Raw genomic sequence first — 23,162 nt, forward strand, 5'->3', positions numbered from 1 at the left:
ATGAAAAAAACATGAAAAACTTAGCCGTAATAAATAAAGATATTTATTCTATTTAGGAATTTTTTATTTAGCCGTTACTTGCCTGTTTTGTGGAGTAATCCTATTTTTTTCATGCGTTCATATCATTTAAGGAGTTAAAAATGGACAAGAAGCAAGTAACGGATTTTCGCTCTGAACTACTCGATTCACGTTTTGGCGCTAAAGCCATTTCTACCGTAGCGGAATCAAAACATTTTCCGCTTCATGAAATGCGTGATGATATCGCGTTCCAGATTATCAGCGATGAATTATTTCTCGATGGTAACGCCCGTCAGAACCTGGCAACTTTCTGCCAGACCTGGGATGACGAAAATGTCCATAAACTGATGGATTTATCGATCAATAAAAACTGGATCGATAAAGAAGAGTATCCGCAATCAGCCGCTATCGACCTGCGCTGCGTAAATATGGTTGCAGATCTATGGCATGCGCCGACTCCGAAAAACGGCCAGGCCGTAGGCACCAACACCATCGGCTCCTCTGAAGCCTGTATGTTGGGCGGGATGGCGATGAAATGGCGCTGGCGCAAACGTATGGAAGCTGCTGGCAAACCAACGAACAAACCCAACCTGGTTTGTGGCCCGGTACAAATCTGCTGGCATAAATTTGCCCGTTACTGGGATGTAGAGTTGCGTGAGATCCCTATGCGTCCGGGACAGTTATTCATGGATCCGCAGCGCATGATTGAAGCCTGCGACGAAAACACCATCGGCGTAGTGCCGACCTTCGGTGTGACCTATACCGGTAACTATGAATTCCCGCAACCGCTGCACGATGCACTGGATAAATTCCAGGCGGATACCGGTATTGATATCGATATGCATATCGATGCCGCCAGTGGTGGTTTCCTCGCACCGTTTGTTGCCCCGGATATTGTCTGGGATTTCCGTCTGCCACGTGTGAAATCTATCAGCAGTTCGGGTCACAAATTCGGCCTTGCTCCGTTGGGCTGCGGTTGGGTTATCTGGCGTGACGAAGAAGCTCTGCCGCAAGAGTTGGTATTTAACGTCGACTACCTGGGGGGGCAGATCGGTACTTTCGCCATCAACTTCTCCCGCCCGGCAGGTCAGGTTATCGCTCAATACTATGAATTCCTGCGTCTTGGTCGTGAAGGCTACACCAAAGTGCAGAACGCCTCTTATCAGGTAGCGGCATACCTTGCGGATGAAATCGCCAAACTGGGGCCGTATGAGTTCATCTGTACCGGTCGCCCTGACGAAGGTATCCCGGCTGTCTGCTTCAAACTGAAAGATGGGGAAGATCCAGGGTATACCCTGTATGACCTCTCTGAACGCCTGAGACTGCGCGGCTGGCAGGTCCCTGCCTTTACCCTCGGTGGTGAAGCTACCGACGTAGTAGTAATGCGCATTATGTGCCGCCGTGGTTTCGAAATGGACTTCGCTGAACTGCTGCTGGAAGACTACAAAGCCTCCCTGAAATATCTCAGCGACCATCCGAAATTACAGGGTATTGCACAACAGAACAGCTTTAAACATACCTGATACAGCGACACGCCAGGCGCGTGAGTGATCACTGTAACTCCCGGGGCGATTCAGATTTCTACATTGCCCTGGGGTAATTTCTAAAGTCTGTTCACTGGCATTAGCAATGGAAAATGTTGCTCTGAACGGCGTTCAGGACAAGACAGGTGCGGTTCCGACAGGATAACCGTTTTAGGGGGATAATATGGCTACATCAGTACAGACAGGTAAAGCTAAGCAGCTAACATTGCTTGGATTCTTCGCTATTACGGCGTCGATGGTTATGGCTGTTTATGAATACCCAACTTTCGCAACTTCCGGTTTTTCATTAGTCTTTTTCCTGCTATTAGGCGGGATTTTGTGGTTTATTCCCGTGGGCCTGTGTGCTGCTGAAATGGCTACCGTGGAAGGCTGGGAGGAAGGTGGTGTATTCGCATGGGTATCAAATACCCTGGGGCTTAAATGGGGATTTGCAGCTATCTCCTTTGGCTATCTGCAAATCGCAATTGGCTTTATTCCGATGCTCTATTTCGTATTAGGGGCGCTCTCCTACATCCTGAAATGGCCAGCACTAAACGAAGACCCGGTCACGAAAACCATTGCCGCACTCATCATTCTTTGGGCGCTGGCATTGACCCAGTTCGGCGGCACCAAATATACGGCGCGGATTGCCAAAGTTGGTTTCTTCGCCGGTATCTTGCTGCCTGCATTTATTTTGATCGCCTTAGCGGCAATCTATCTGCACTCCGGTGCGCCGATTGCTATCGAAATGGATGCGAAAACCTTCTTCCCTGATTTCACAAAAGTTGGCACGCTGGTTGTGTTTGTCGCCTTTATCCTGAGTTATATGGGGGTAGAAGCTTCCGCAACCCACGTCAATGAAATGAGCAACCCAGGGCGAGACTATCCGCTGGCCATGTTACTGCTGATGGTGGCAGCAATCTGCCTAAGCTCTGTCGGTGGTTTGTCCATTGCGATGGTGATTCCAGGGAATGAAATCAACTTATCCGCAGGTGTTATGCAAACTTTCACCGTTCTGATGTCACATGTGGCACCGGAAATTGAGTGGACAGTTCGTGTCATCTCAGCCCTGCTGCTGCTGGGTGTTCTGGCGGAAATCGCTTCCTGGATTGTTGGCCCTTCTCGCGGTATGTATGTGACTGCGCAGAAAAACCTGCTACCCGCTGCGTTCGCCAAAATGAATAAAAATGGCGTGCCAGTAACGCTGGTTATCTCTCAGTTGGTAATTACTTCCATCGCGTTGATTATCCTCACCAATACAGGTGGTGGTAACAACATGTCCTTCCTGATCGCGCTGGCGTTGACCGTGGTAATTTATCTGTGTGCTTATTTCATGCTGTTTATTGGCTACATTGTGTTAGTTCTTAAACACCCTGATTTAAAACGCACATTTAATATCCCTGGCGGTAAAGGTGTGAAACTGGTGGTCGCGATTGTGGGTCTGCTGACTTCAATTATGGCGTTCATTGTTTCCTTCCTGCCCCCGGATAACATCCAGGGTGACTCGACCGATATGTACGTTGAATTGTTGGTAGTAAGTTTCCTGGTGGTACTCGCTCTGCCGTTTATCCTCTATGCGCTGCATGACCGCAAACACAAAGTGGATACTGGTGTGGCACTGGAACCTATCAACAGTCAGAACGCACCGAAGGGGCATTTCTTCCTGCACCCACGTGCCCGTTCCCCGCACTATGTGGTGATCGATAACAAAAAACACTAACCCTGTTTAAGTGTCGTAACACAACCCAGAACGGGAGTGATGAATTTGATCACTCCCGTCTTTTTTGTAACCGTTGGTTGTATTGACTTACCCTGGATAAGTACGAGAATGAGCGGCACATATGTTTACCGGAAATCAGGCATGGATATCTGCTCCCGAAACGTTACCCTTGTCGCCAGGCGCTCATGTTCTTTGATTGCTCTGGCGCTTCTTCTTTGCAGTTGTAAGAGCACGCCACCGACATCTCTGGTGACGCCTGCGCAAAAAACACAACCACCAGCCAGCACACAACTCTCGCAGCAGCCAATGCGCGGTATCTGGCTGGCAACTGTTTCCCGACTCGACTGGCCGCCGATTAGCTCGGTAAATATCAGTAACCCCACCAGCCGAATGCACGTACAGCAGCAAGCATTGACCAACAAACTGGATCAACTTCAACGTCTTGGGATCAACACGGTATTCTTCCAGGTTAAACCTGATGCAACTGCCCTGTGGCCCTCGCAAATACTGCCCTGGTCAGATGTGATGACCGGGAAAATTGGTCAGGACCCAGGCTACGATCCCCTGCAATTTATGCTCGATGAAGCCCATAAGCGCGGAATGAAAGTCCACGCCTGGTTTAACCCCTATCGCGTATCTGTGAATATCAAACCAGGTACAATCCGGGAACTCAATAATACGCTGAACCAGCAACCGGCCAGCGTTTATGTGCAGCATCGCGACTGGATAAAAACATCCGGCGACCGTCTGGTGTTAGATCCCGGCATTCCCGAAGTTCAGCAATGGATAACCAACATCGTGGCTGAAGTGGTGTCCCGTTATCCGGTAGATGGCGTACAGTTTGATGACTATTTTTATACTGAATCTGCCGGTTCAAAGCTGAACGACAATGATACCTTTCGCAGATATGGCGCTGGTTTTGCTTCAAAGGCAGACTGGCGGCGGCATAATACTCAGCAATTGATCACCCAGGTTTCACGCACCATTAAAAAACTTAACCCCAATGTCGAATTTGGTGTCAGCCCGGCGGGTGTCTGGCGCAACCGTTCGCATGATCCGATGGGCTCCGATACGCGCGGTGCCGCAGCTTATGATGAGTCATATGCCGACACTCGCCGTTGGGTACAACTCGGTCTGTTGGATTACATCGCCCCACAAATTTACTGGCCCTTCTCACGCAGTGCTGCCCGCTATGATGTGCTGGCAAAATGGTGGGCCGATGTAGTGAAACCGACTAATACCCGGCTTTACATCGGAGTGGCATTTTATAAGGTGGGCGAACCATCAAAAGTAGAACCTGACTGGATGGTTAACGGCGGCGTTCCTGAACTGAAAAAACAGCTCGACCTTAACGATACCGTACCGGAAATCAGTGGCACGATTCTGTTTCGTGAAGACTATCTCAACAAGCCGCAAACGCAGCAGGCAGTGAACTATCTGCGCAGTCGCTGGGGCAGCTAATCCCACCTTCACCGCCCGGGTTTCCCTTGCCTGGGCGGTCTTCATCTCAGGATGACAGGATAGACTATACTCTGTATAAATAATCTGACTCATCAGTAATAAAATTATCTACCATTAAACTACTCACACTCTTTTTATGTGTTGTGTTTCTTACGCAACCCGTCTTTTCAGTGAGCGCAAAACGGTATAACCGTAAGGGTGGGCATTATGGAGATGTACTTTAAAAGAATGAAAGATGAGTGGGTCGCGTTGGTTGAAAGAACTGACCCGGAAATCCGAATAAAAGCATCGGAAATTGCCACCGCTCACGCGCTGACTTTGAGTCATGAATTTTACCGTATCGTTCGGGCAGATCCCCACGCCGAAGAGTTTCTCAGTAATGAACAGGTTGAAAGACAACTGAAATCGGCGATGAAAAAATGGATCATTAACGTATTATCAGGCGGTGTAGAAGATATTGAACGTCTGATACAAATTCAGCATACCGTAGCCGAAGTCCATGCCCGAATTGGTATTCCGGTGGAATTAGTCGAAATGGGATTTCGGGTACTGAAAAAATTGCTCTACCCGGTGATAAACGCCACCGACTACGGCTCAATGGAAAAACTCCATATCTATCACTTTTCTATAAATAGTATTGATTTGGCCATGGAAGTAATGTCGCGCGCATTTTCGTTTAGTGACAGCAGTGCCGCGAAAGAGGATGAAAACTATCGCATATTTTCACTACTGGAAAACGCAGAAGAAGAGAAAGAGCGCCAAATTGGTGCACTGTTGGCCTGGGAGATCGATATCATTTATAAGGTACTACTGGATGCAGATCTGGGAAGCAGTTTGCCCCTGAGTCAGGCTGACTTTGGTTTGTGGTTTAACCATAAAGGCCGCCATTATTTTAGTGGTATTGCCGAAGTCGGTCATATTTCTCGCCTGATTCAGGATTTTGACGGTGTGTTTAATCACACACTAAATAACCCTAAAAATTTGAGTAACAGAAGCCTGCGGGTGAAATTTTTATTACAAATCAGAAATACTGTTTCGCAAATTATTACTTTGCTACGCGAGCTATTTGAAGAGGTTTCAAAACATGAAGTTGGCATGGATGTGCTAACAAAGTTACTTAATCGTCGCTTTTTGCCAACCATTTTTAAACGGGAAATAGCCCACGCTAATCGTGTGTCTACCCCGCTTTCGACATTAATCATTGACGTCGATAAATTTAAAGAAATAAATGATACGTGGGGCCATAACACGGGGGATGAGATTTTACGCAAAGTCTCTCAGGCCTTTTATGACAATGTCCGCAGTAGTGATTATGTGTTTCGTTACGGTGGCGACGAGTTTGTTATTGTCCTTACCGAAGCCAGCGAAAATGACACCCTGCGTATTGCCGAGCGCATTCGTAGCCGGGTAGAAAAAACGAAACTGAAAGCGGCCAATGGTGACGATATTCCCCTCTCATTATCAATAGGGGCCGCGATGTTTAATGGTCACCCGGATTATGAACGCTTAATCCAGATGGCGGATGAAGCGCTGTATATTGCAAAAAGGCGAGGTAGAAATCGTGTTGAACTATGGAAAGCAAGTCTTTAAATACCATCGGATGCAGAGGTAATCATGAAACTGACCGATGCAGAAAATAGTGATGACGGCATTTTCTTTCCCGCCCTTGAACAAAATATGATGGGCGCGGTGCTGATCAATGAAAACGATGAGGTGCTGTTCTTTAACCCGGCGGCGGAAAAATTATGGGGATACACGCGGGAAGAAGTCATCGGCAATAATATTTCCATGTTGATTCCCCAGGATTTGCGCCCTGCCCATCCTGATTACATTCGCCATAATCGTGAAGGTGGTAAGCCTCGCGTTGAAGGAATGAGCCGTGAACTGCAACTGGAAAAAAAAGATGGCAGCAAAATCTGGACACGTTTCGCCCTGTCAAAAGTGACTGCTGCCGGAAAAATCTTCTACCTGGCGTTAGTCAGGGATGCCAGTGTCGAAGTGGCGCAAAAAGAGCAGACACGCCTGCTGATTATTGCCGTTGACCATCTTGATCGTCCGGTGATCGTGCTCGATCCCGAGCGCCGTATAGTTCAGTGCAATCGTGCATTCACCGAAATGTTCGGTCACTGTGTAAGCGAAGCTGCGGGTAAACAACCCGATGAGCTGCTTAATATACCGGAACTCCCTTCCGACAATCGGTTACGGGTCAAACAATTACTCTGGAAATATGGCCGTGATCAGGATGAGTTTCTGATGCTAACTCGCGCCGGTGAGAAGATTTGGATCAAGGCCTCTATAAGCCCGGTATACGATAAAATGTCGGTGCTGCAAAACCTGGTGATGACCTTTTCTGATATCACCGAAGAACGGCAAATTCGCCAACTGGAAGGAAATATTCTTGCCGCTATGTGCAGCAGTCCGCCGTTTCATGAAATGGGCGAGATTATTTGCCGCAATATTGAATCGATTCTACGAAATACCCACGTCTCACTCTATGCTTTGCGTAATAGCGTGCCGTTGCACTGGGCCTCGTCTTCCCGTGACATTGATACCACAAATGCCAAAGTCTGGTCTCTAACCATTCGCCAGCGTGACGGTGCGCCAGCCGGAACACTCCTGATTAAAACCATTGCAGGTCAGGAAACCAGTGGATTTATTGAGCGTGTAGCTGATATCAGCCAACACCTGGCAGCTCTGGCGCTGGAACAAGAAAAAAGCCGACAACACATTGAACAACTTATCCAGTTTGATCCGTTAACGGGATTGCCTAATCGCAATAACCTGCACAGTTATCTCGACGAACTGGTCGGCAAAGATATTTCCCCTGTCGTTTATCTCATAAGTATTGATAACTTACAGGATGTGATCGACAGCCTTGGTTATGCCTGGGCCGATCAGGCGGTGCTCGAGGTAGTTCATCGTATCCGGGATAAACTCAAACCAGACCAGTATTTGTGCCGGGTAGAAGGCATTCAGTTTGTGCTGGTCAGCCAGGAAAATGACGTCAGCACGATTACACAAATGGCGGATGAACTAAAAAGCATCTCCAGCCCGCCTGTTCTTATCGACGATAAAGTATTCCCCCTCACTCTTAGCATTGGTATCAGCTACGATGTCGGCAAAAACCGCGATTACTTACTCTCGACCGCACATAACGCGATGGACTTTATTCGCAAAAACGGCGGTAACAGCTGGCAATTCTTTAACCCGGCAATGAATCAGATGGTAAAAGAACGGTTGATTCTTGGCGCTGCGTTAAAAGAAGCCATTGCCAATAATCAGTTGCGCCTTGTCTACCAGCCACAAATCTACTCAGAGACAGGCGAACTGTATGGTTTTGAAGCGTTGGCCCGCTGGAACGATCCACAACACGGTAATGTTCCGCCATCACGTTTTATTCCACTGGCCGAGGAAATTGGCGAAATTGAAAATATCGGTCGCTGGGTGGTACGTGAGGCCTGTAGACAACTGGCAGAGTGGCGCAGCCTTGCGCTTAATATTCCAACATTATCAGTTAACTTATCAGCATTACATTTTCGCAGCAGCCAGTTGCCAAATCAGGTATCAGAAGCCATGGAGGAATTTGCCATACCCGGCGGTCAACTGACGGTAGAAATCACTGAAAGTATGATGATGGAACAGAATGAAGAGATTCTGAGCCGAATTCAGATCCTGCGTAATATGGGGGTTGGTTTGTCGGTAGATGACTTTGGTACGGGGTTTTCTGGCTTATCGCGTCTGGTAAGTTTGCCGGTTACTGAAATTAAAATCGACAAAAGCTTTGTTGATCGCTGTCTGAGTGAGAAACGGATTCGTTCGTTACTGGAAGCCATTACCAGTATCGGGCAGCGGCTTAATCTTGAGGTCGTCGCTGAGGGTGTAGAGACCAAAGAGCAGTTTGAATTGTTACAGGAGATTCGTTGCCCGGTTATTCAGGGTTACTTTTTTTCCCGGCCCTTACCCGCCGAAGATATCCCTGGCTGGATGACTTCGGCGCTTCCTCTGCGTATCGACTCTTAGTACACCTTGCCCACAAAGGTGGGCAAGATATCGAAGATCAAATAAGCTAGCGGGTTCTTATTTATCACCGAAATGGATCACCGTACGAATCGATTTTCCTTGATGCATGAGGTCAAAGGCTTCGTTGATATTTTCCAGCGGCAGGCGATGCGTGATAAATGGATCAAGTTGAATTTTACCTGCCATCGCGTCTTCAACCATGCCGGGAAGTTGCGTACGACCTTTGACCCCACCAAAAGCTGAGCCACGCCATACACGCCCCGTCACCAACTGGAATGGTCGTGTTTTGATTTCCTGACCCGCGCCAGCCACGCCAATAATAATGCTCTCACCCCATCCTTTATGGCAGCACTCCAGCGCCGCGCGCATGACATTCACATTGCCAATACATTCAAAACTGAAATCGACGCCACCATCTGTCAGTTCAACAATCACATCCTGAATCGGTTTATCGTAATCACCAGGATTAATGAAATCTGTTGCGCCCATTTCAGCTGCCAGTTTGAACTTCTCAGGATTAGTATCTACTGCCAGTATCCGCCCGGCCTTTGCCTGCACGGCCCCCTGGATAACCGCCAGACCAATCCCCCCCAGGCCAAACACCGCAACGGTATCGCCTGCTTTCACTTTGGCTGTGTTATGTACAGCACCGATGCCTGTGGTAACGCCGCAGCCCAGCAAACAGACTTTATCCAGAGGGGCTTGCGGATTAACTTTAGCCAACGAGATTTCAGCGCAAACGGTATATTCACTGAAAGTACTGGTGCCCATATAGTGGTAAATCGGCTGACCATTGTAAGAAAAACGCGTCGTACCATCTGGCATCAACCCTTTTCCCTGAGTAGCGCGAACCGCCTGACACAGATTGGTCTTGCCTGATTTACAGAATTTGCATTCTCCGCACTCTGCGGTATATAGCGGAATAACATGATCGCCAGGTTTAAGACTGGTAACGCCTTCCCCAACCTCAACCACAATTCCCCCGCCTTCGTGCCCTAACACAGCCGGAAATACGCCTTCTGGATCATCCCCGGACAAAGTAAAAGCATCTGTATGACAAACGCCGGTATGGGTGATTTTAACCAGCACTTCACCTTTTTTTGGTGGTGCGACATCAATCTCAACGATAGAAAGTGGTTGGCCAGGGCCAAATGCAACTGCGGCACGTGATTTCATTTGTCTCTTCCCCATTATGCAAGGTGATATTTTATTTTAGATAAGTGCGTAGCAAGTGGCTGATTTCAGCCATCTTCACCGCGCGTTGATCGGGTGTTGTTTCACCGCCAACCAGTTCATCTTTCAGGTGGATCTCGATCATTTCGCCCATTAAGCCATTCGATGCACCGCGAACAGCCGCTATCTGCTGCAAAATTGCCAGGCACGGCTCGCCAGATTCGAGAGCCCTTTCCAGAGCATCAACTTGTCCACGTATACGACGCACTCGGGTCAGAATACGTTTCTTATCTTCAACTGAATGTGGCATATGCCCTCCTGATACTATAGGGGGTATAGTAACAATATTTTTACCATTCAGAAAACAAATGATTTCATTAAACAAACAAAAATAGTCAGCGGTTGAGAAAGTGATGAAATAAAAGGTAATTCGCTTAAATAACAAGCAATTAAACCGGTAATCACTTAATGATGGGTTTTATTTGTCATACAAATAAATATAATAGCGACTTCCGATGTAGACCCGTATGCTTCGCCTGCACCACGGGTCTGGTTAGGTGCAGGCGTTTTATTAGCGATCAGGTACGCTTACGCGGCATCATGCGTAGCAGCGTATTATCTTTCCAGAAGTAGTGATGCATCAACGCGGCAGCTGCGTGAAGGCCAATCACAAAATAACCAAGATTCGCCAGCGTTTCATGCCACTCTTTTAACATGTCAACGCGGTCAAAATTGGCTTGTGCGGCATAAGGCATCTCAATACCAAAGGCAAACCACGGATTCCCCCTGTTATACATCATCACCAGGCCAATAATCGGCAAGGCAATAAACAACAGATAAATCACCAGATGCCCCAGATGTGCCATTCCGGTTAGCATCGGCTTCGGTTTGGGCACAATTGGCGGCGCTGGATATTTCAGTCTGATCAGCAGTCTCGCAACCATCAATACCAGAATCGATATGCCACAAGAAACATGGATCATATTGATGAGTGGGCGATCACTGCGGGGAAAAAATCCGCGAAACTCCATAGCGCTGTAGGCGACGATAACCAACAAAAACACCAGCCAGTGGATACCAATTTGCAGGCCCGAATACTTATTGCCCATAAACATTCCCAAAATAAATAAACAAAACGCTAACATAACCAGCTTTTATTAAAAATTCATTAATTATTCTCCCCAATGGTTCAGTCACTTAGTCTTTAGTGCTCATTGTGGCATTGCTCACCCAGCCATCATGGTCTATGCCTGGAAGGGAAAAATCCCCCTTCTCAATCCCGACAGGAGATCACCATGAGTAAGATTGGCATTAATGGTTTTGGTCGTATCGGTCGTCTGGTATTGCGTCGTTTACTGGAAGTGAAAAGCGATGTGGAAGTGGTCGCAATTAACGATCTCACCTCCCCTAAAATTCTCGCGTATCTGTTAAAACATGACTCTAACTATGGTCAGTTTCCATGGAGTGTTGATTTTACTGAAGATGCGTTAATTGTAGACGGCAAAGAAATTGCTGTTTACGCCGAAAAAGACGCAAGAAACATTCCCTGGAAAGCGAAAGGCGCAGACGCCATCGTTGAATGCACTGGATTTTACACATCTGGCGAAAAATCGCAGGCGCATCTGGATGCGGGAGCGAAAAAAGTTCTTATTTCCGCGCCCGCTGGTGATATGAAAACCATTGTCTATCATGTCAATGAAGATACGCTGGCAGCCAGTGATACCATAATTTCTGTTGCCTCATGCACGACCAACTGCCTTGCTCCGATGGCAAAGGCCCTTCATGACAGCTTTGGTATTAAAGTGGGAACAATGACCACAATTCACGCTTATACCGGTACTCAGTCCTTAGTTGATGGGCCACGTGGTAAAGATTTACGTGCATCGAGAGCGGCGGCAGAAAATATCATTCCCCACACCACCGGTGCGGCAAAAGCGATTGGCCTGGTGATCCCAGAACTGAGTGGCAAATTGAAAGGTCACGCGCAACGCGTGCCAGTAAAAACGGGTTCCGTGACGGAACTGGTTTCACTTTTGAGCCAAAAAGTGACGGTAGAAGAAGTGAATGATGTTATGAAAAAAGCCACTACTCATAATGAGTCTTTTGGTTATACCGATGAGGATATTGTTTCTTCTGATGTGATTGGGTCACATTTTGGCTCAGTGTTTGACGCCACTCAGACAGAAGTCACGGAAGTTGGTGATCTACAACTGGTTAAAACCGTCGCCTGGTACGATAACGAATATGGATTCGTGACACAGCTGGTGCGTACTTTAGAAAAATTCATCAAGCTTTAAACCGAAAGCCGGGTAATAAAGAGCATTACCCGGCAAACGAGTTAGCCACTTAACGTAATGAACGGCTGTTTATCGCATCCATCAGTGTTTCATCGTGTTGTATCACTTGCCAGGCTGTCTCAACTTCGTGTGGAATTTCCACATGAACAATGAAATCACGTCCACGCGGGCCGTAGCCATTTTCATCATCATGCAAGCGTGGTAATTCTCCTGTTAGTAGAGACAGATAACGGTCGACCGTCCATATGCCACTATTCCCACCCACAAACTCGGGTCTGGTATTAACAAGCTGCAATTGCGGTATAAAGCCTGGGCAGCTCAACCAGCGTGGAGCGTCGGGGTTATCACCCGTTACACGGCGAAAAGTTGCCATAGTCCTCCGCTGCATTGTGGGATCCTGAACCACAATCGCCGTATGAATATTTTGCGCCGCCTGACTAATCAGCGCCACGCTAAAGCGGGCGTTTTCACCACAGTTGGTCGACTGATCCTCTACCCAGATCTTTTCATGCGGAATTTGCCAGAACTGATGAGCAATGTCCGCCAGGATGGTAGCTTCTGCTCTTCCCGTGGTACGGATAGTGTTGTATTGGGGATGTTGCGCAATGGCGCTATAAAGGAAAGTCGTGGAATGGCCGATACCACCACTGATTAGTAAGGGAATTTGCTGATCCCTGGCAATTTTGCAGGCGGCGTCGATAGTTGGCATAACCGCATTGCCTGCAAGGATCACGCAATCGGCCTGATATGGCTCCTCTCCGGAGAAATCATCCTGCGCCAGCCACTGACCGATAACATTTATGGCATCTATGGTTGCCGGCGAAAGCGTCGGAAACGGGGTAATGTTCATGGTTCCTCCTTATCGTTCCCTTAAGAATACTGCGTGAGATAATAATGAGAAGCGGAGCACTCTGAAAGGAAGATGATGCTTTTTCTATCGCGCCATCGCGAACCAGACACTGGTTTTAGTCATACTGTATTTGCGGAGAAACTGTTGATAAAACATCAATAACATAATGTTCTATCATTTTTAAATGATAGATAATCTGGTGTGATATTTATATAATATTCATTCTTATATTTCTCAATCAAGGGGAACATTTGCAACACGCTCATTAGTGGTAATTCCTTAAATTTTAATTGAATAATATCTGCTCTCAGCTATAAACTACTATCTGTCTATGGTGCCGAATTACCATTTTTATTCATCAACACAATGCTATATGTCGAGAAACATACATGGAAAAAATATTTCAACTTTTAGAAACCGCCTGGCCTGCCGTAAAAGCAACAGGACTTACAGGTTGCGTAACCGCTCCAGAAACTGAAGATAACCTTCTTTTATTTGAGGATAAATACGCGACACATATTCCAAAAGACTATCGGCAGTTATTATCTCATTTTGGCGCATGTCATTTTGCCGATCCTCAAATTTATACTTTGAATGATCTGGACAGATATTACCCTCTATTTTTTCAACAATGGGAAGAGTATAAAAAAGAATATCCATCATTGAACAACATTGATCCTTTTCCTGTTGGCAGTTTTGGCGACGGGAGTGTCGCTTTTCTTGACCGCAACAGCCTAAAAATTTATATTCTAATTCATGATTTTGGTATATTTACCGATGATGTTGGTGATTTTCCTTGTGAGTTATGCTTTGAAAATTTTGGTGAGTTAGTGGAAATGCAAGTTGAAATGATTCTTTATTTACAGCAATATCATGTATCATGAATAATAAAATTATCACTCATGTTCTTACTGAAAAAAAGTGAATTCTATAGCAGAGAAATATTGTAAAATGTATAATCTTAATGGCTCGTTAGCATACCAAACCACGGCTATTAAATTTTTTCCTGATGGTATGAAATCATTCGGCCTTGATGTTCCATTATGGATGGTCGTCAGAGATGTTAACGGTTGGGATGATATGGAAATTACGATTTTTATTTGTGACAAAAATAGTGAAGTTCTTTGTTGCAGTAATATTTGGTATCCAGTATATCGTCCTCATCAAGCAGATTTGTTATAAGCACGTAAGGAGTACCGCCCTTGCTATTTTTCAGAATTCATAAAGAAAAAACCCGGCGCTAAATGCTTACCGGGTTTTAGATTTATCAGGCAAATAGCAGTGTTAACCGCTATTCTGCTCCATCACCTGCAAAATACGCTTATCTGAAATCGGATAAGGCGTACCAAGTTGTTGAGCGAAGTAACTAACGCGCAACTCCTCTATCATCCAGCGGATCTCTTTCACGTCTTCATCCTCACGACGTGCAGGCGACAGTTTGTTGAACCATTGCTGCCACGCCTGCTGGACGTTTTCAACTTTCAGCATCTGAGCACGGTCACGGTGCGGGTCAACCGCCAGTTTTTCCAGACGCTTTTCAATCGCCTGTAAATAACGCAGCGTGTCGCCCAGCCGTTTAAAACCGTTGCCAGTGACAAAACCGCGATACACCAGCCCGCCCATCTGCGCTTTAATGTCAGAAAGCCCCAGAGCCATGGTCATATCCACCCGCCCTTTCAGGCGTTTGTTGATATTGAACACCGCTGTGAGGATTTGCTCGACCTGCTTCGCAATATCCACCACCGTGTCGTTCAATTCAGCGCGCACTTTTTCATGAAGCGCAGCAAAGCCTTCTTCCGTCCAGACCGGGCCGCCCGCCTCATCAATCAACTTATCAACACCGCAGGAGATGCAGTCGTCAATGAGATCCAGCACTTTACCGTACGGGTTAAAGTAGAGACCAAGCTTCGCTTTGTTCGGCAGTTTCTCATGCAGATATTTAATTGGCGACGGAATATTCAGCAGCAGCAAGCGACGCAAACCACACCACATAGCCTGCTGTTGTTCCTGCGGGTTATCAAAAAGCTTAATCGCTACGCTGTCACGCTCATCCACCAGCGCAGGCCAGGCCTTCACTTTGTAGTTGCCACGTTTCTGCTCGTAGTGATCCGGTAAATTACCGAAGCTCCAGATATGTAACCCGCTTTGCTCAATACCATCATCGGCAACGGCGGAAAGCGTTTCCTGCACTTTGCCTTTCAGGGCGTCTTTCAGATCCTGTAATGAGCGCCCTTCTTTTAGCTTCTTATTTTTGTCGTCCACCACGCGGAAGGTGATTTTCAGGTGATCGGGCACCTGATCCCAGTGCCAGTCTTCGCGATCAACGGTAACGCCAGTCATCCGCCGTAGCTCGCGCTCAAGGCTGTCGAGCAACGGCAGTTCCTGCGGCGTGACGCGACCTAAAAACGCTTCGGCGTAGTTTGGCGCGGGTACAAAATTACGCCGTACCGGTTTCGGCAACGATTTGATTAGAGCAATCACCAGTTCACGGCGCAGGCCTGGGATCTGCCACTCAAACCCGCTTTCCTCAACCTGGTTAAGTAACGGCAGCGGAATATGCACGGTCACACCGTCAGCATCCGCCCCCGGCTCAAACTGATAGCTTAAACGCAGCTTGAGATTGCCCTGATGCCAGAAGTTCGGGTAATCCAGCTTGCTGATTTTTTCCGCCCCTTCTTTGATCAACATGCTCTTTTCAAAGTTGAGCAAATCAGGTGTTTCGCGGCTGACTTTTTTCCACCAACTATCAAAGTGTCGTGCAGAGATCACATCATGGCTGATGCGCTGGTCGTAGAACTCAAACAACGTTTCGTCATCCACCAGAATATCGCGGCGACGTGATTTGTGTTCCAGTTCTTCCACTTCTGCCCGTAGTTTCAGGTTTTCACGGAAGAATGCGTGACGCGTCTGCCAGTCACCTTCCACCAGCGCGTGACGAATAAAAAGTTCACGGCACAACGCAGGATCAATCTGGCTGTAGTTGACCTTACGCGCAGCAACAATCGGCAACCCGTAAACGGTGACTTTTTCCGTTGCCATCACCGCGCCCTGCGCCCGTTCCCAGTGCGGTTCGCTGTAGGAGCGTTTAATCAAATGCTGAGCAACTGGCTCCACCCATTCTGGATCGATGCGTGCCGCAATGCGCCCCCACAGGCGGCTGGTTTCTACCAGTTCCGCCACCATTGCCCATTTCGGCGGCTTCTTGAATAAACCAGAACCGGGGAAGATGGAGAAACGCGCGTTACGTGCGCCGGTATATTCCTGTTTATCGGCATCTTTCATGCCGATATGCGAAAGCAAACCTGTCAGTAAGGCGATGTGAATTTCGCGATACTCCGCCGGTTCGCTGTTAACCGGAATGCCAAGTTCTTTCACCACCTGGCGCAACTGAGTGTAGATATCCTGCCATTCACGCACGCGCAGATAGTTAAGGTAATCAGTACGGCACAGGCGACGGAAGGCGTTAGAAGAAAGCGCCTTTTGCTGCTCGCCGAGATAATTCCACAGATTTACAAACGCCAGGAAGTCGGATTCTTTATCGTGAAAGCGACGATGTTTTTCGTCCGATGCCTGCTGCTTGTCCATTGGCCGCTCTCGCGGGTCCTGAATAGAGAGCGCGGAAGTGATAATCATCACCTCACGCACGCAGCCATGTTTCTGCGCTTCCAGCACCATTCGCGCCAGACGAGGATCGACTGGCAGTTGCGAGAGCTGGCGACCGAGCGGCGTCAGTTTATAGGCGCTGGCCTGTTCATCAGTGGTGATCGCGCCCAGCTCTTCGAGCAGACGCACGCCATCCTGGATATTGCGTTTATCCGGCGCTTCTACAAACGGGAACGCAGCGATATCGCCCAGCCCCAGCGCGGTCATCTGCAAAATAACCGAGGCCAGGTTGGTACGCAGAATCTCCGGATCGGTAAACTCCGGGCGCGAGAGGAAATCGTCTTCGGAATAGAGACGAATACAGATCCCTTCTGACACACGACCACAGCGGCCTTTACGCTGATTAGCTGAAGCCTGCGAAATGGGCTCAATCGGCAGACGCTGCACTTTGGTGCGATAGCTGTAGCGGCTGATACGCGCCGTACCTGGGTCGATAACGTATTTAATCCCCGGCACGGTCAGCGACGTTTCCGCGACGTTAGTCGCCAGCACAATGCGCCGTCCGCTGTGCGACTGGAAGACGCGGTTCTGCTCGCTGTTCGAAAGCCGTGCATAAAGCGGAAGAATTTCCGTATGGCGTAAGTTCAACTTGTTCAGCGCATCGGCGGTATCGCGAATTTCTCGCTCGCCGCTCATAAAAATCAGAATGTCGCCAGGGCTTTCCTGGCTCAGTTCGTCTACGGCATCAAAAATCGCCTGCAACTGGTCGCGCTCGGTGTCATCAGCTTCTTCAACAATCGGGCGATAGCGCACCTCCACCGGATAGGTACGACCGGAGACTTCGATAATCGGCGCATTATTAAAGTGGCGCGAAAAGCGTTCCGGGTCGATAGTCGCGGAAGTGATAATGATTTTTAGGTCAGGACGCCGCGGCAGCAACTCTTTCAAATAACCGAGGAGAAAATCGATATTCAGGCTACGTTCGTGCGCTTCGTCAATAATGATAGTGTCGTACTGCATCAGCAGGCGGTCTTGCTGGATCTCTGCCAGCAGGATACCGTCGGTCATCAGTTTGACCATCGTGTTATCACTGACGTGATCGCTGAAACGCACTTTGTAGCCGATGCAACCGCCCGGCTCCGTTTTCAGCTCTTCCGCGATCCGGTTCGCCACCGTTCGTGCCGCCAGACGACGCGGCTGGGTATGGCCGATCAGCCCTTTAATCCCGCGGCCCAGTTCCATACAGATTTTCGGTAACTGAGTCGTTTTACCGGAACCCGTTTCCCCGGCGACGATCACCACCTGGTGATCACGGATTGCTTCGAGAATGTCCTGCTTTTTCTGACTAACCGGCAAATTGTCTGGATAAGTGATTTCCGGTCGTGCTGCTTCACGCAGCAGGACTTTCCTTGCCGCCTGGTCAATCTCTTTCGCCATCTCCTGGAAAATGGCCTGTTGTGCATCAGGATTTTTAACCTTCTTCACGCCGTGCAGACGGCGGGAAAAACGCAGTCTGTCACGCAGCATCAGCGAATCCAACCGTTGCTGCAAGGCCGTAAAGGTCAATTTTTGTTGTTCTGTCATAACGTTAGTGGGCAGCAGGCTGCCTGATTAATTTTCTTTTAAATGATAGATATAGAGTACCACATCGCGGCTTTCTATGCGTTGTTCAATAAATTCGAACATAGGCTTCGATTTATTGCGCTATCTCTGTGGCAGGATTGTGAATAAAGTGTCAACAAGCAACGGGGCATCGCCCATTCAAACATCTATAAGGAAACACCATGAGCAAGGTATTAGTTCTTAAATCCAGCATCCTGGCAGGGTACTCTCAGTCTAATCAGTTGTCCGATTATTTTGTTGAACAATGGCGCGAAAAGCACTCCGCTGATGAAATCACCGTGCGTGACCTGGCTGCAAATCCGATTCCGGTACTGGATGGCGAACTGGTTGGTGCACTGCGTCCGAGCGATGCGCCGCTGACTCCGCGTCAGCAGGAAGCTCTGGCGCTTTCCGATGAGCTGATTGCCGAGCTGAAAGCCCACGACGTTATCGTTATTGCGGCACCGATGTATAACTTCAACATTTCGACTCAGTTGAAAAACTATTTTGACCTGGTGGCACGTGCAGGCGTTACTTTCCGCTATACCGAGAACGGTCCGGAAGGTCTGGTAACGGGTAAAAAAGCCATCGTTATTACCAGCCGCGGTGGGATTCATAAAGATGGCCCAACGGATCTGGTAACGCCGTATCTGTCCACATTCCTGGGCTTTATCGGCATTAGCGATGTGAAATTTGTCTTCGCCGAAGGGATCGCATACGGTCCGGAAATGGCAGCGAAAGCACAGTCTGACGCGAAAGCAGCCATCGACAGTATTGTTGCTGCATAAGATTTAAGAGGCCTCCCACGAAAGCGGGAGGTTTTTTTTATTTAACCCGCCTTTTGCGTAATACTGTCCAGCATTGCCAGCACGTCATCCGATAGCACTAATTCATCGGACGCCATATTCTCCCGTAAATGAGCAACAGAAGACGTTCCTGGGATCAGCAAAATATTCGGTGAACGCTGTAAAAGCCACGCCAGCGCCACCTGCATTGGTGTCGCATTAAGGCTCGCAGCAACATCGGAAAGCGTGGAGGATTGCAGCGGTGTAAAGCCCCCGAGCGGGAAGAACGGCACGTAGGCAATACCATCGCGGGCCAAAGCATCAATCATTGCGTCATCAGCACGATGAGCAATGTTGTATTCGTTCTGCACACAGACAATTTCGGTAATCTTACGCGCCTCTGCAACCTGCGTCGGTGTGACGTTGCTCAGGCCAATATGTTTTACCAGGCCTTGTTGTCGCATCTCTGCCAGCACGGTCAGGCTGGCTTCAATCGATCCTTCCGCTGGGCCATGACCATCCCCCATCATAACGCGCAGGTTAACCACATCCAGTACCTCCAGTCCGAGATTACGTAGATTATCGTGCACCGCTTTTTGCAGCTCTGCCGGAGAAAATGCGGGCAACCAGGATGCGTCCTCTCCACGCCGCGCACCAATTTTAGTGACAATTGTCAGATCGTCAGAGTAAGGATAAAGCGCTTCGCGGATAATCTGATTGGTGACGTGCGGACCATAAAAGTCGCTGGTATCAATGTGATTGACGCCCAATGCCAGCGCCTCACGCAGCACGGTTATAGCGACGTGGCGATCTCTTGGGGGGCCAAAAACCCCAGGACCTGCCAGTTGCATCGCGCCATAACCAAGACGGTTAACGGATTTTGTACCGAGAGTAAATGTATTGCTGCTCATCGCACCCTGCCCTGTAATAAAACGGATTAAGAAAAATCAGTATAGAAACGAAAAGAGATAAATAATGCGAAGGCGTAAACAAGATTACTGGATGAGTTGCTCTATTGTCCTGAAAGACACCAAAACATTAGGCAGTATAAGACGCGAGAAGCATCGCATTCGGCAATAAAAAACCGCAACCTGTATCAGCGTTGCGGTTTAGGTATCACATGCTAAAAATTAGCACGTTCAGCATCTGGACGTTACTGTTTCGGTCGCAGATTCTCATCAAATACCAGACGCTGCCTGTCCTGTTCAACTTCCCGCAATGGTTCGACTTGATGCAACGTCTGCTTACAACGTGTCACCAGCACCTGATACTCATGCGTGCCCTGCTTTTTCCATGCCAGCTCCTGATCCCTAAGTTCACGAATCGCTTTCGCCGGGCTGCCGACAATCAGATAATTAGCAGGCATTTCTGCTTTGGCTTTCACAAATGCGGATGCGCCAACAATGCTGTTCTCACCAATCACCGCACCGTCCATCACTACCGCGTTCATTCCCACTAATGCATTGCGGCGGATAATGCAGCCGTGAAGGATGGCGCTATGACCAATATGCCCATCTTCTTCCACGACAGTATCCTGCTCGGGAAAACCGTGCATAACGCAATTATCCTGAATGTTCGCGCCATCTTTCACCACGATACGACCAAAATCGCCACGCAGACTGGCATTTGGTCCAACGTAAACGCCCTTGCCGAGAATAACATCGCCGATCAATACCGCTGTCGGATGAACAAAACTCTCTTCTGGTACAACCGGAGTCAGACCGTCTATCTGATAAATTGGCATAACGCCTCCTGTTCAATGTTCAAACCGCCAAAACGTTGAAAATACAGGCTTCCCGGCGCAGGCAGTTCACCAACCGAGGTTTCACCTTTTTCACTAACGAACGCTAAAGCAGCAGGCGCGACGCGCTGGTAAATGTTGATACACAGCTGACGCGCCGTATGTCCTGCCCAGTGTGCCGGAAGCAACTCCTCCGGCAACAATGGGTCTTTAAGGACGACACGGCGATAAAAATGGATCAGTAAAAGCTGAATATGAAATGCACGCTCCGGGGTTAACTCGTCGGCCGCCTCTTTTAACAGCGGCACCAGCGGGCGGAATGACTGAATAAAGGTTTCGTACATGGCATTTTGTTCAGTTAAATGCCAGCACTCTTCTACTCTGGCACGCAGTGCTGCACGAGAAAGCGCCAGTGGTATTTGCGCTTCAAAACAAATCACGTTATCCGCCACACCTGCTTCATGCAAAAGCGTCTGTACATCGGCCAGTTTTTGCGACGGCGATGCCATCAGGCTGGGCGCCAGTGTGCCAAAACCTTGCCAGATCAACTGCTTTTTGACATCAGTCAGCGTTGCTTTATCTAAACCCTCCGAGAGCAACAGGAGCCATTTACCATCCCATGCGGGTTGCTCTGCACGATAAATTTTACTTTCTGCCCGTCGTGTCAGCCGCAAGCCTTTATCACTGAGACTGTAGAAACTGCGTCGCCCGATGCGGGAAACATCCAGCCAGCCTTCTTTATTAAGACGAAACAAAGCGGTACGGACGAAACGCTCACCAAATCCCAGCCCTTCCAGCAAAGCAGCCAGACTACCCAGCCAGATTTCTCCACCACGATGAGAAAGTGAATCACCATACAGAGAGGAGATCAAAGATGTGCCACTGACAGGAACAGCGTTTACAGCATGTTGGATAAAAGTATCAAGTTTACTCATTCGATTCAGTCTGTTGTTATTGTTGTGATTTATGAATCATAGCACAGGTCGTATCGACTTCTGGCCCTGGCAGTTCACCCACCAGGACCAGGCGACACATCAGGCACCAACAATATTGCGCAGATCAAACACCCGACACGCCTTGCCTTCTGAACGCGGGATACTGCCACAGTTAACGATCATCACATCAGTAGAGATCCCCACCATCGATTTAATCCGATGGCGCAGCTGGTGGCACACCTGGCAACGCTGCTCATGCGTCAATGTCAGGCTGCTTTCTTTCAACTCCACTTTCACAGAAAGTGAATCAAGATGCCCCCGACGGTTAACCTCCAGTTGGTAATGCGGCGATAAATGTTCGAATTTGACAATCTCTTCTTCCAGTTGTGACGGGAAGACATTTACACCGCGAATGATCAACATGTCATCGCTACGTCCACTGATGCGATCCATGCGGCGCATGGTTCGTGCCGTTCCTGGCAACAGTCGGGTTAAATCACGCGTACGGTAACGAATAACCGGCAATGCTTCTTTGGTCAGCGTGGTGAATAACAGTTCGCCATGTTCGCCATCGGCAAGCGGTGTGCCGTCATTGGGATTAACAATTTCAGGATAGAAATGATCTTCCCAAATGGTTGGACCGTCGGTAGTTTCCAGACACTCCATCGCGACCCCCGGCCCCATCACTTCTGACAGGCCATAAATATCCAGCGCAGTGATCCCCAGACGCCGTTCAATCTCTTTACGCATGGCCTGTGTCCACGGCTCAGCACCAAACACTCCAACTCGCAGCGAGCAACCGCTGGCATCACCGCCCAACTGCCGCTCCAGCTCTTCAATCAGGTTAAGGCAATAAGATGGCGTAACCATGATCATATCCGGTTGAAAATCGCGGATCAGTTGCGCTTGTTTTTCCGTCTGCCCACCAGACATCGGGATCACCGTAGCGCCCAGGCGTTCTGCACCATAGTGCGCGCCCAGCCCACCGGTAAACAGGCCGTAACCATAGGCGACATGAATTTTGTCTTTGGGCGTGCCACCTGCCGCACGCAAGGAACGCGCTACAATATTGGCCCAATTATCAATATCGTTTTGCGTATAGCCGACAACTGTCGGTTTACCTGTGGTTCCCGAAGAAGCATGAATGCGCACCACTTGTTCCATCGGCACGGCAAAGGTGTCAAAGGGATAGTTGTCGCGCAGATCCTGCTTGGTGGTACAGGGAAATTTACGCAGGTCTGAAAGTTCCCTGAAATCATCAGGATGTACACCTGCTGCGTCGAATTTGCGCCGATACATCGGCACATTTTCATACGCGTGTTTGAGCGTCCATTTCAGACGCTGTGTTTGCAACGCCTGTAACTCATCAACAGACGCGGTTTCAATCGGGTCAAGCTTTGTATTGGTTATCATTGTAGGATACTCGCAGGTTGA

Annotated in this window: 18 protein-coding genes and 2 pseudogenes; 10 read left to right on the forward strand and 10 right to left on the reverse strand. The window is 48.5% G+C overall.

Annotated elements, in window-relative coordinates; genetic code table 11:
• The first annotated feature begins 140 nt into the window (after positions 1-140).
• The 6 genes and pseudogenes from K0335_RS02900 (at position 141) to dosP (ending at position 8,742) form a co-directional block, all read left to right on the forward strand.
• Positions 141-1,541, forward strand: coding sequence for a glutamate decarboxylase (locus K0335_RS02900; RefSeq protein ID WP_000358832.1), 1,401 nt, complete (start codon positions 141-143; stop codon positions 1,539-1,541).
• A gap of 38 nt (positions 1,542-1,579) precedes the next feature.
• Positions 1,580-1,704, forward strand: a pseudogene (locus K0335_RS22405) (glutaminase); the annotation flags it as partial.
• Positions 1,705-1,725: 21 nt separating this feature from the next.
• Positions 1,726-3,261 carry an acid resistance gamma-aminobutyrate antiporter GadC gene (gene gadC, locus K0335_RS02905; RefSeq protein WP_000246032.1) on the forward strand — a complete coding sequence of 512 codons (1,536 nt, stop codon included), beginning with the start codon at positions 1,726-1,728 and terminating at the stop codon, positions 3,259-3,261.
• Between the two features lie 141 nt (positions 3,262-3,402).
• Positions 3,403-4,722: a glycoside hydrolase family 10 protein gene (locus K0335_RS02910; RefSeq protein ID WP_000350416.1), complete on the forward strand. Its 1,320-nt coding sequence runs from the start codon at positions 3,403-3,405 to the stop codon at positions 4,720-4,722.
• Positions 4,723-4,929: 207 nt separating this feature from the next.
• Entirely contained in the window at positions 4,930-6,312 is a 1,383-nt protein-coding gene (locus K0335_RS02915) for a diguanylate cyclase (RefSeq protein ID WP_219393719.1), read from the forward strand.
• A 24-nt stretch (positions 6,313-6,336) separates the two neighbouring features.
• A complete protein-coding gene (dosP, locus tag K0335_RS02920; protein ID WP_000778563.1) occupies positions 6,337-8,742 on the forward strand; it encodes an oxygen-sensing cyclic-di-GMP phosphodiesterase DosP in 2,406 nt (801 codons plus the stop codon).
• Positions 8,743-8,799: 57 nt separating this feature from the next.
• On the opposite strand, the gene K0335_RS02925 is transcribed toward dosP, so the two are convergent.
• From K0335_RS02925 to cybB, 3 genes are all read right to left on the reverse strand, one after another.
• Entirely contained in the window at positions 8,800-9,918 is a 1,119-nt protein-coding gene (locus K0335_RS02925) for an S-(hydroxymethyl)glutathione dehydrogenase/class III alcohol dehydrogenase (protein ID WP_000842150.1), read from the reverse strand.
• Between the two features lie 31 nt (positions 9,919-9,949).
• Positions 9,950-10,225: a metal/formaldehyde-sensitive transcriptional repressor gene (locus tag K0335_RS02930; RefSeq protein WP_001120785.1), complete on the reverse strand. Its 276-nt coding sequence runs from the start codon at positions 10,223-10,225 to the stop codon at positions 9,950-9,952.
• Positions 10,226-10,493: 268 nt separating this feature from the next.
• The gene (cybB, locus tag K0335_RS02935; protein ID WP_024256693.1) at positions 10,494-11,024 is read right to left on the reverse strand and encodes a cytochrome b561; all 531 of its coding nucleotides are present in this window, start codon (positions 11,022-11,024) and stop codon (positions 10,494-10,496) included.
• 186 nt (positions 11,025-11,210) lie between these two features.
• On the opposite strand from cybB, the gene gap reads away from it, so the two are divergent.
• Positions 11,211-12,212 (forward strand): type I glyceraldehyde-3-phosphate dehydrogenase, encoded by a 1,002-nt coding sequence (gene gap, locus K0335_RS02940; RefSeq protein WP_104919779.1) that lies wholly within the window; start codon positions 11,211-11,213, stop codon positions 12,210-12,212.
• Between the two features lie 49 nt (positions 12,213-12,261).
• Here gap and K0335_RS02945 read toward each other — a convergent pair whose 3' ends face one another.
• Entirely contained in the window at positions 12,262-13,062 is an 801-nt protein-coding gene (locus K0335_RS02945; RefSeq protein WP_104919780.1) for a YdcF family protein, read from the reverse strand.
• Between the two features lie 115 nt (positions 13,063-13,177).
• Positions 13,178-13,255: pseudogene (locus tag K0335_RS22680) on the reverse strand (hypothetical protein); the annotation flags it as partial.
• 196 nt (positions 13,256-13,451) lie between these two features.
• Between K0335_RS22680 and K0335_RS02950 the strand changes: the two are divergent.
• A complete protein-coding gene (locus K0335_RS02950) occupies positions 13,452-13,946 on the forward strand; it encodes an SMI1/KNR4 family protein (protein ID WP_032302975.1) in 495 nt (164 codons plus the stop codon).
• A gap of 67 nt (positions 13,947-14,013) precedes the next feature.
• Positions 14,014-14,244, forward strand: a complete 231-nt coding sequence (locus tag K0335_RS02955) for a hypothetical protein (protein WP_223685542.1) — start codon at positions 14,014-14,016, stop codon at positions 14,242-14,244.
• A gap of 102 nt (positions 14,245-14,346) precedes the next feature.
• On the opposite strand, the gene hrpA is transcribed toward K0335_RS02955, so the two are convergent.
• Positions 14,347-18,249 carry an ATP-dependent RNA helicase HrpA gene (gene hrpA, locus K0335_RS02960; RefSeq protein WP_219393720.1) on the reverse strand — a complete coding sequence of 1,301 codons (3,903 nt, stop codon included), beginning with the start codon at positions 18,247-18,249 and terminating at the stop codon, positions 14,347-14,349.
• A gap of 200 nt (positions 18,250-18,449) precedes the next feature.
• Here hrpA and azoR point away from each other — a divergent pair, with 200 nt between their 5' ends.
• Positions 18,450-19,055: an FMN-dependent NADH-azoreductase gene (gene azoR / locus K0335_RS02965; protein ID WP_000048943.1), complete on the forward strand. Its 606-nt coding sequence runs from the start codon at positions 18,450-18,452 to the stop codon at positions 19,053-19,055.
• A gap of 41 nt (positions 19,056-19,096) precedes the next feature.
• Here the strand turns inward: azoR and pdxI are convergent, their stop codons facing one another.
• The 4 genes from pdxI to paaK all read right to left on the reverse strand — a co-directional run bounded on the left by pdxI (position 19,097) and on the right by paaK (position 23,141).
• Positions 19,097-19,963, reverse strand: coding sequence for a pyridoxine 4-dehydrogenase (gene pdxI / locus K0335_RS02970; RefSeq protein ID WP_104919782.1), 867 nt, complete (start codon positions 19,961-19,963; stop codon positions 19,097-19,099).
• A 242-nt stretch (positions 19,964-20,205) separates the two neighbouring features.
• The gene (gene paaY / locus K0335_RS02975) at positions 20,206-20,796 is read right to left on the reverse strand and encodes a phenylacetic acid degradation protein PaaY (RefSeq protein ID WP_104919783.1); all 591 of its coding nucleotides are present in this window, start codon (positions 20,794-20,796) and stop codon (positions 20,206-20,208) included.
• Positions 20,778-21,728 (reverse strand): phenylacetic acid degradation operon negative regulatory protein PaaX, encoded by a 951-nt coding sequence (gene paaX / locus K0335_RS02980; RefSeq protein WP_000039883.1) that lies wholly within the window; start codon positions 21,726-21,728, stop codon positions 20,778-20,780. Before paaX ends, paaY begins: the two co-directional genes overlap by 19 nt.
• Positions 21,729-21,827: 99 nt before the next feature.
• Positions 21,828-23,141, reverse strand: coding sequence for a phenylacetate--CoA ligase PaaK (gene paaK / locus K0335_RS02985; RefSeq protein WP_000632291.1), 1,314 nt, complete (start codon positions 23,139-23,141; stop codon positions 21,828-21,830).
• Positions 23,142-23,162: the final 21 nt, after the last annotated feature.

This window comes from Escherichia sp. GZ89, from assembly GCF_019366485.1.
GTDB classification, from domain to species: domain Bacteria; phylum Pseudomonadota; class Gammaproteobacteria; order Enterobacterales; family Enterobacteriaceae; genus Escherichia; species Escherichia fergusonii.

What these genes read in the sequence shown, in the direction of transcription:
- dosP (WP_000778563.1), top strand. Translation starts at nt 6,337, where the DNA reads ATGAAACTGACCGATGCAGAAAATAGTGATGACGGCATTTTCTTTCCC.
- K0335_RS02915 (WP_219393719.1), top strand. Translation starts at nt 4,930, where the DNA reads ATGGAGATGTACTTTAAAAGAATGAAAGATGAGTGGGTCGCGTTGGTT.
- K0335_RS02955 (WP_223685542.1), top strand. Translation starts at nt 14,014, where the DNA reads ATGTATAATCTTAATGGCTCGTTAGCATACCAAACCACGGCTATTAAA.
- K0335_RS02925 (WP_000842150.1), bottom strand. Translation starts at nt 9,918, where the DNA reads ATGAAATCACGTGCCGCAGTTGCATTTGGCCCTGGCCAACCACTTTCT.
- hrpA (WP_219393720.1), bottom strand. Translation starts at nt 18,249, where the DNA reads ATGACAGAACAACAAAAATTGACCTTTACGGCCTTGCAGCAACGGTTG.
- gap (WP_104919779.1), top strand. Translation starts at nt 11,211, where the DNA reads ATGAGTAAGATTGGCATTAATGGTTTTGGTCGTATCGGTCGTCTGGTA.
- paaX (WP_000039883.1), bottom strand. Translation starts at nt 21,728, where the DNA reads ATGAGTAAACTTGATACTTTTATCCAACATGCTGTAAACGCTGTTCCT.
- paaY (WP_104919783.1), bottom strand. Translation starts at nt 20,796, where the DNA reads ATGCCAATTTATCAGATAGACGGTCTGACTCCGGTTGTACCAGAAGAG.
- K0335_RS02950 (WP_032302975.1), top strand. Translation starts at nt 13,452, where the DNA reads ATGGAAAAAATATTTCAACTTTTAGAAACCGCCTGGCCTGCCGTAAAA.
- K0335_RS02900 (WP_000358832.1), top strand. Translation starts at nt 141, where the DNA reads ATGGACAAGAAGCAAGTAACGGATTTTCGCTCTGAACTACTCGATTCA.
- cybB (WP_024256693.1), bottom strand. Translation starts at nt 11,024, where the DNA reads ATGGGCAATAAGTATTCGGGCCTGCAAATTGGTATCCACTGGCTGGTG.
- K0335_RS02945 (WP_104919780.1), bottom strand. Translation starts at nt 13,062, where the DNA reads ATGAACATTACCCCGTTTCCGACGCTTTCGCCGGCAACCATAGATGCC.
- K0335_RS02910 (WP_000350416.1), top strand. Translation starts at nt 3,403, where the DNA reads ATGGATATCTGCTCCCGAAACGTTACCCTTGTCGCCAGGCGCTCATGT.
- azoR (WP_000048943.1), top strand. Translation starts at nt 18,450, where the DNA reads ATGAGCAAGGTATTAGTTCTTAAATCCAGCATCCTGGCAGGGTACTCT.
- gadC (WP_000246032.1), top strand. Translation starts at nt 1,726, where the DNA reads ATGGCTACATCAGTACAGACAGGTAAAGCTAAGCAGCTAACATTGCTT.
- pdxI (WP_104919782.1), bottom strand. Translation starts at nt 19,963, where the DNA reads ATGAGCAGCAATACATTTACTCTCGGTACAAAATCCGTTAACCGTCTT.
- K0335_RS02930 (WP_001120785.1), bottom strand. Translation starts at nt 10,225, where the DNA reads ATGCCACATTCAGTTGAAGATAAGAAACGTATTCTGACCCGAGTGCGT.
- paaK (WP_000632291.1), bottom strand. Translation starts at nt 23,141, where the DNA reads ATGATAACCAATACAAAGCTTGACCCGATTGAAACCGCGTCTGTTGAT.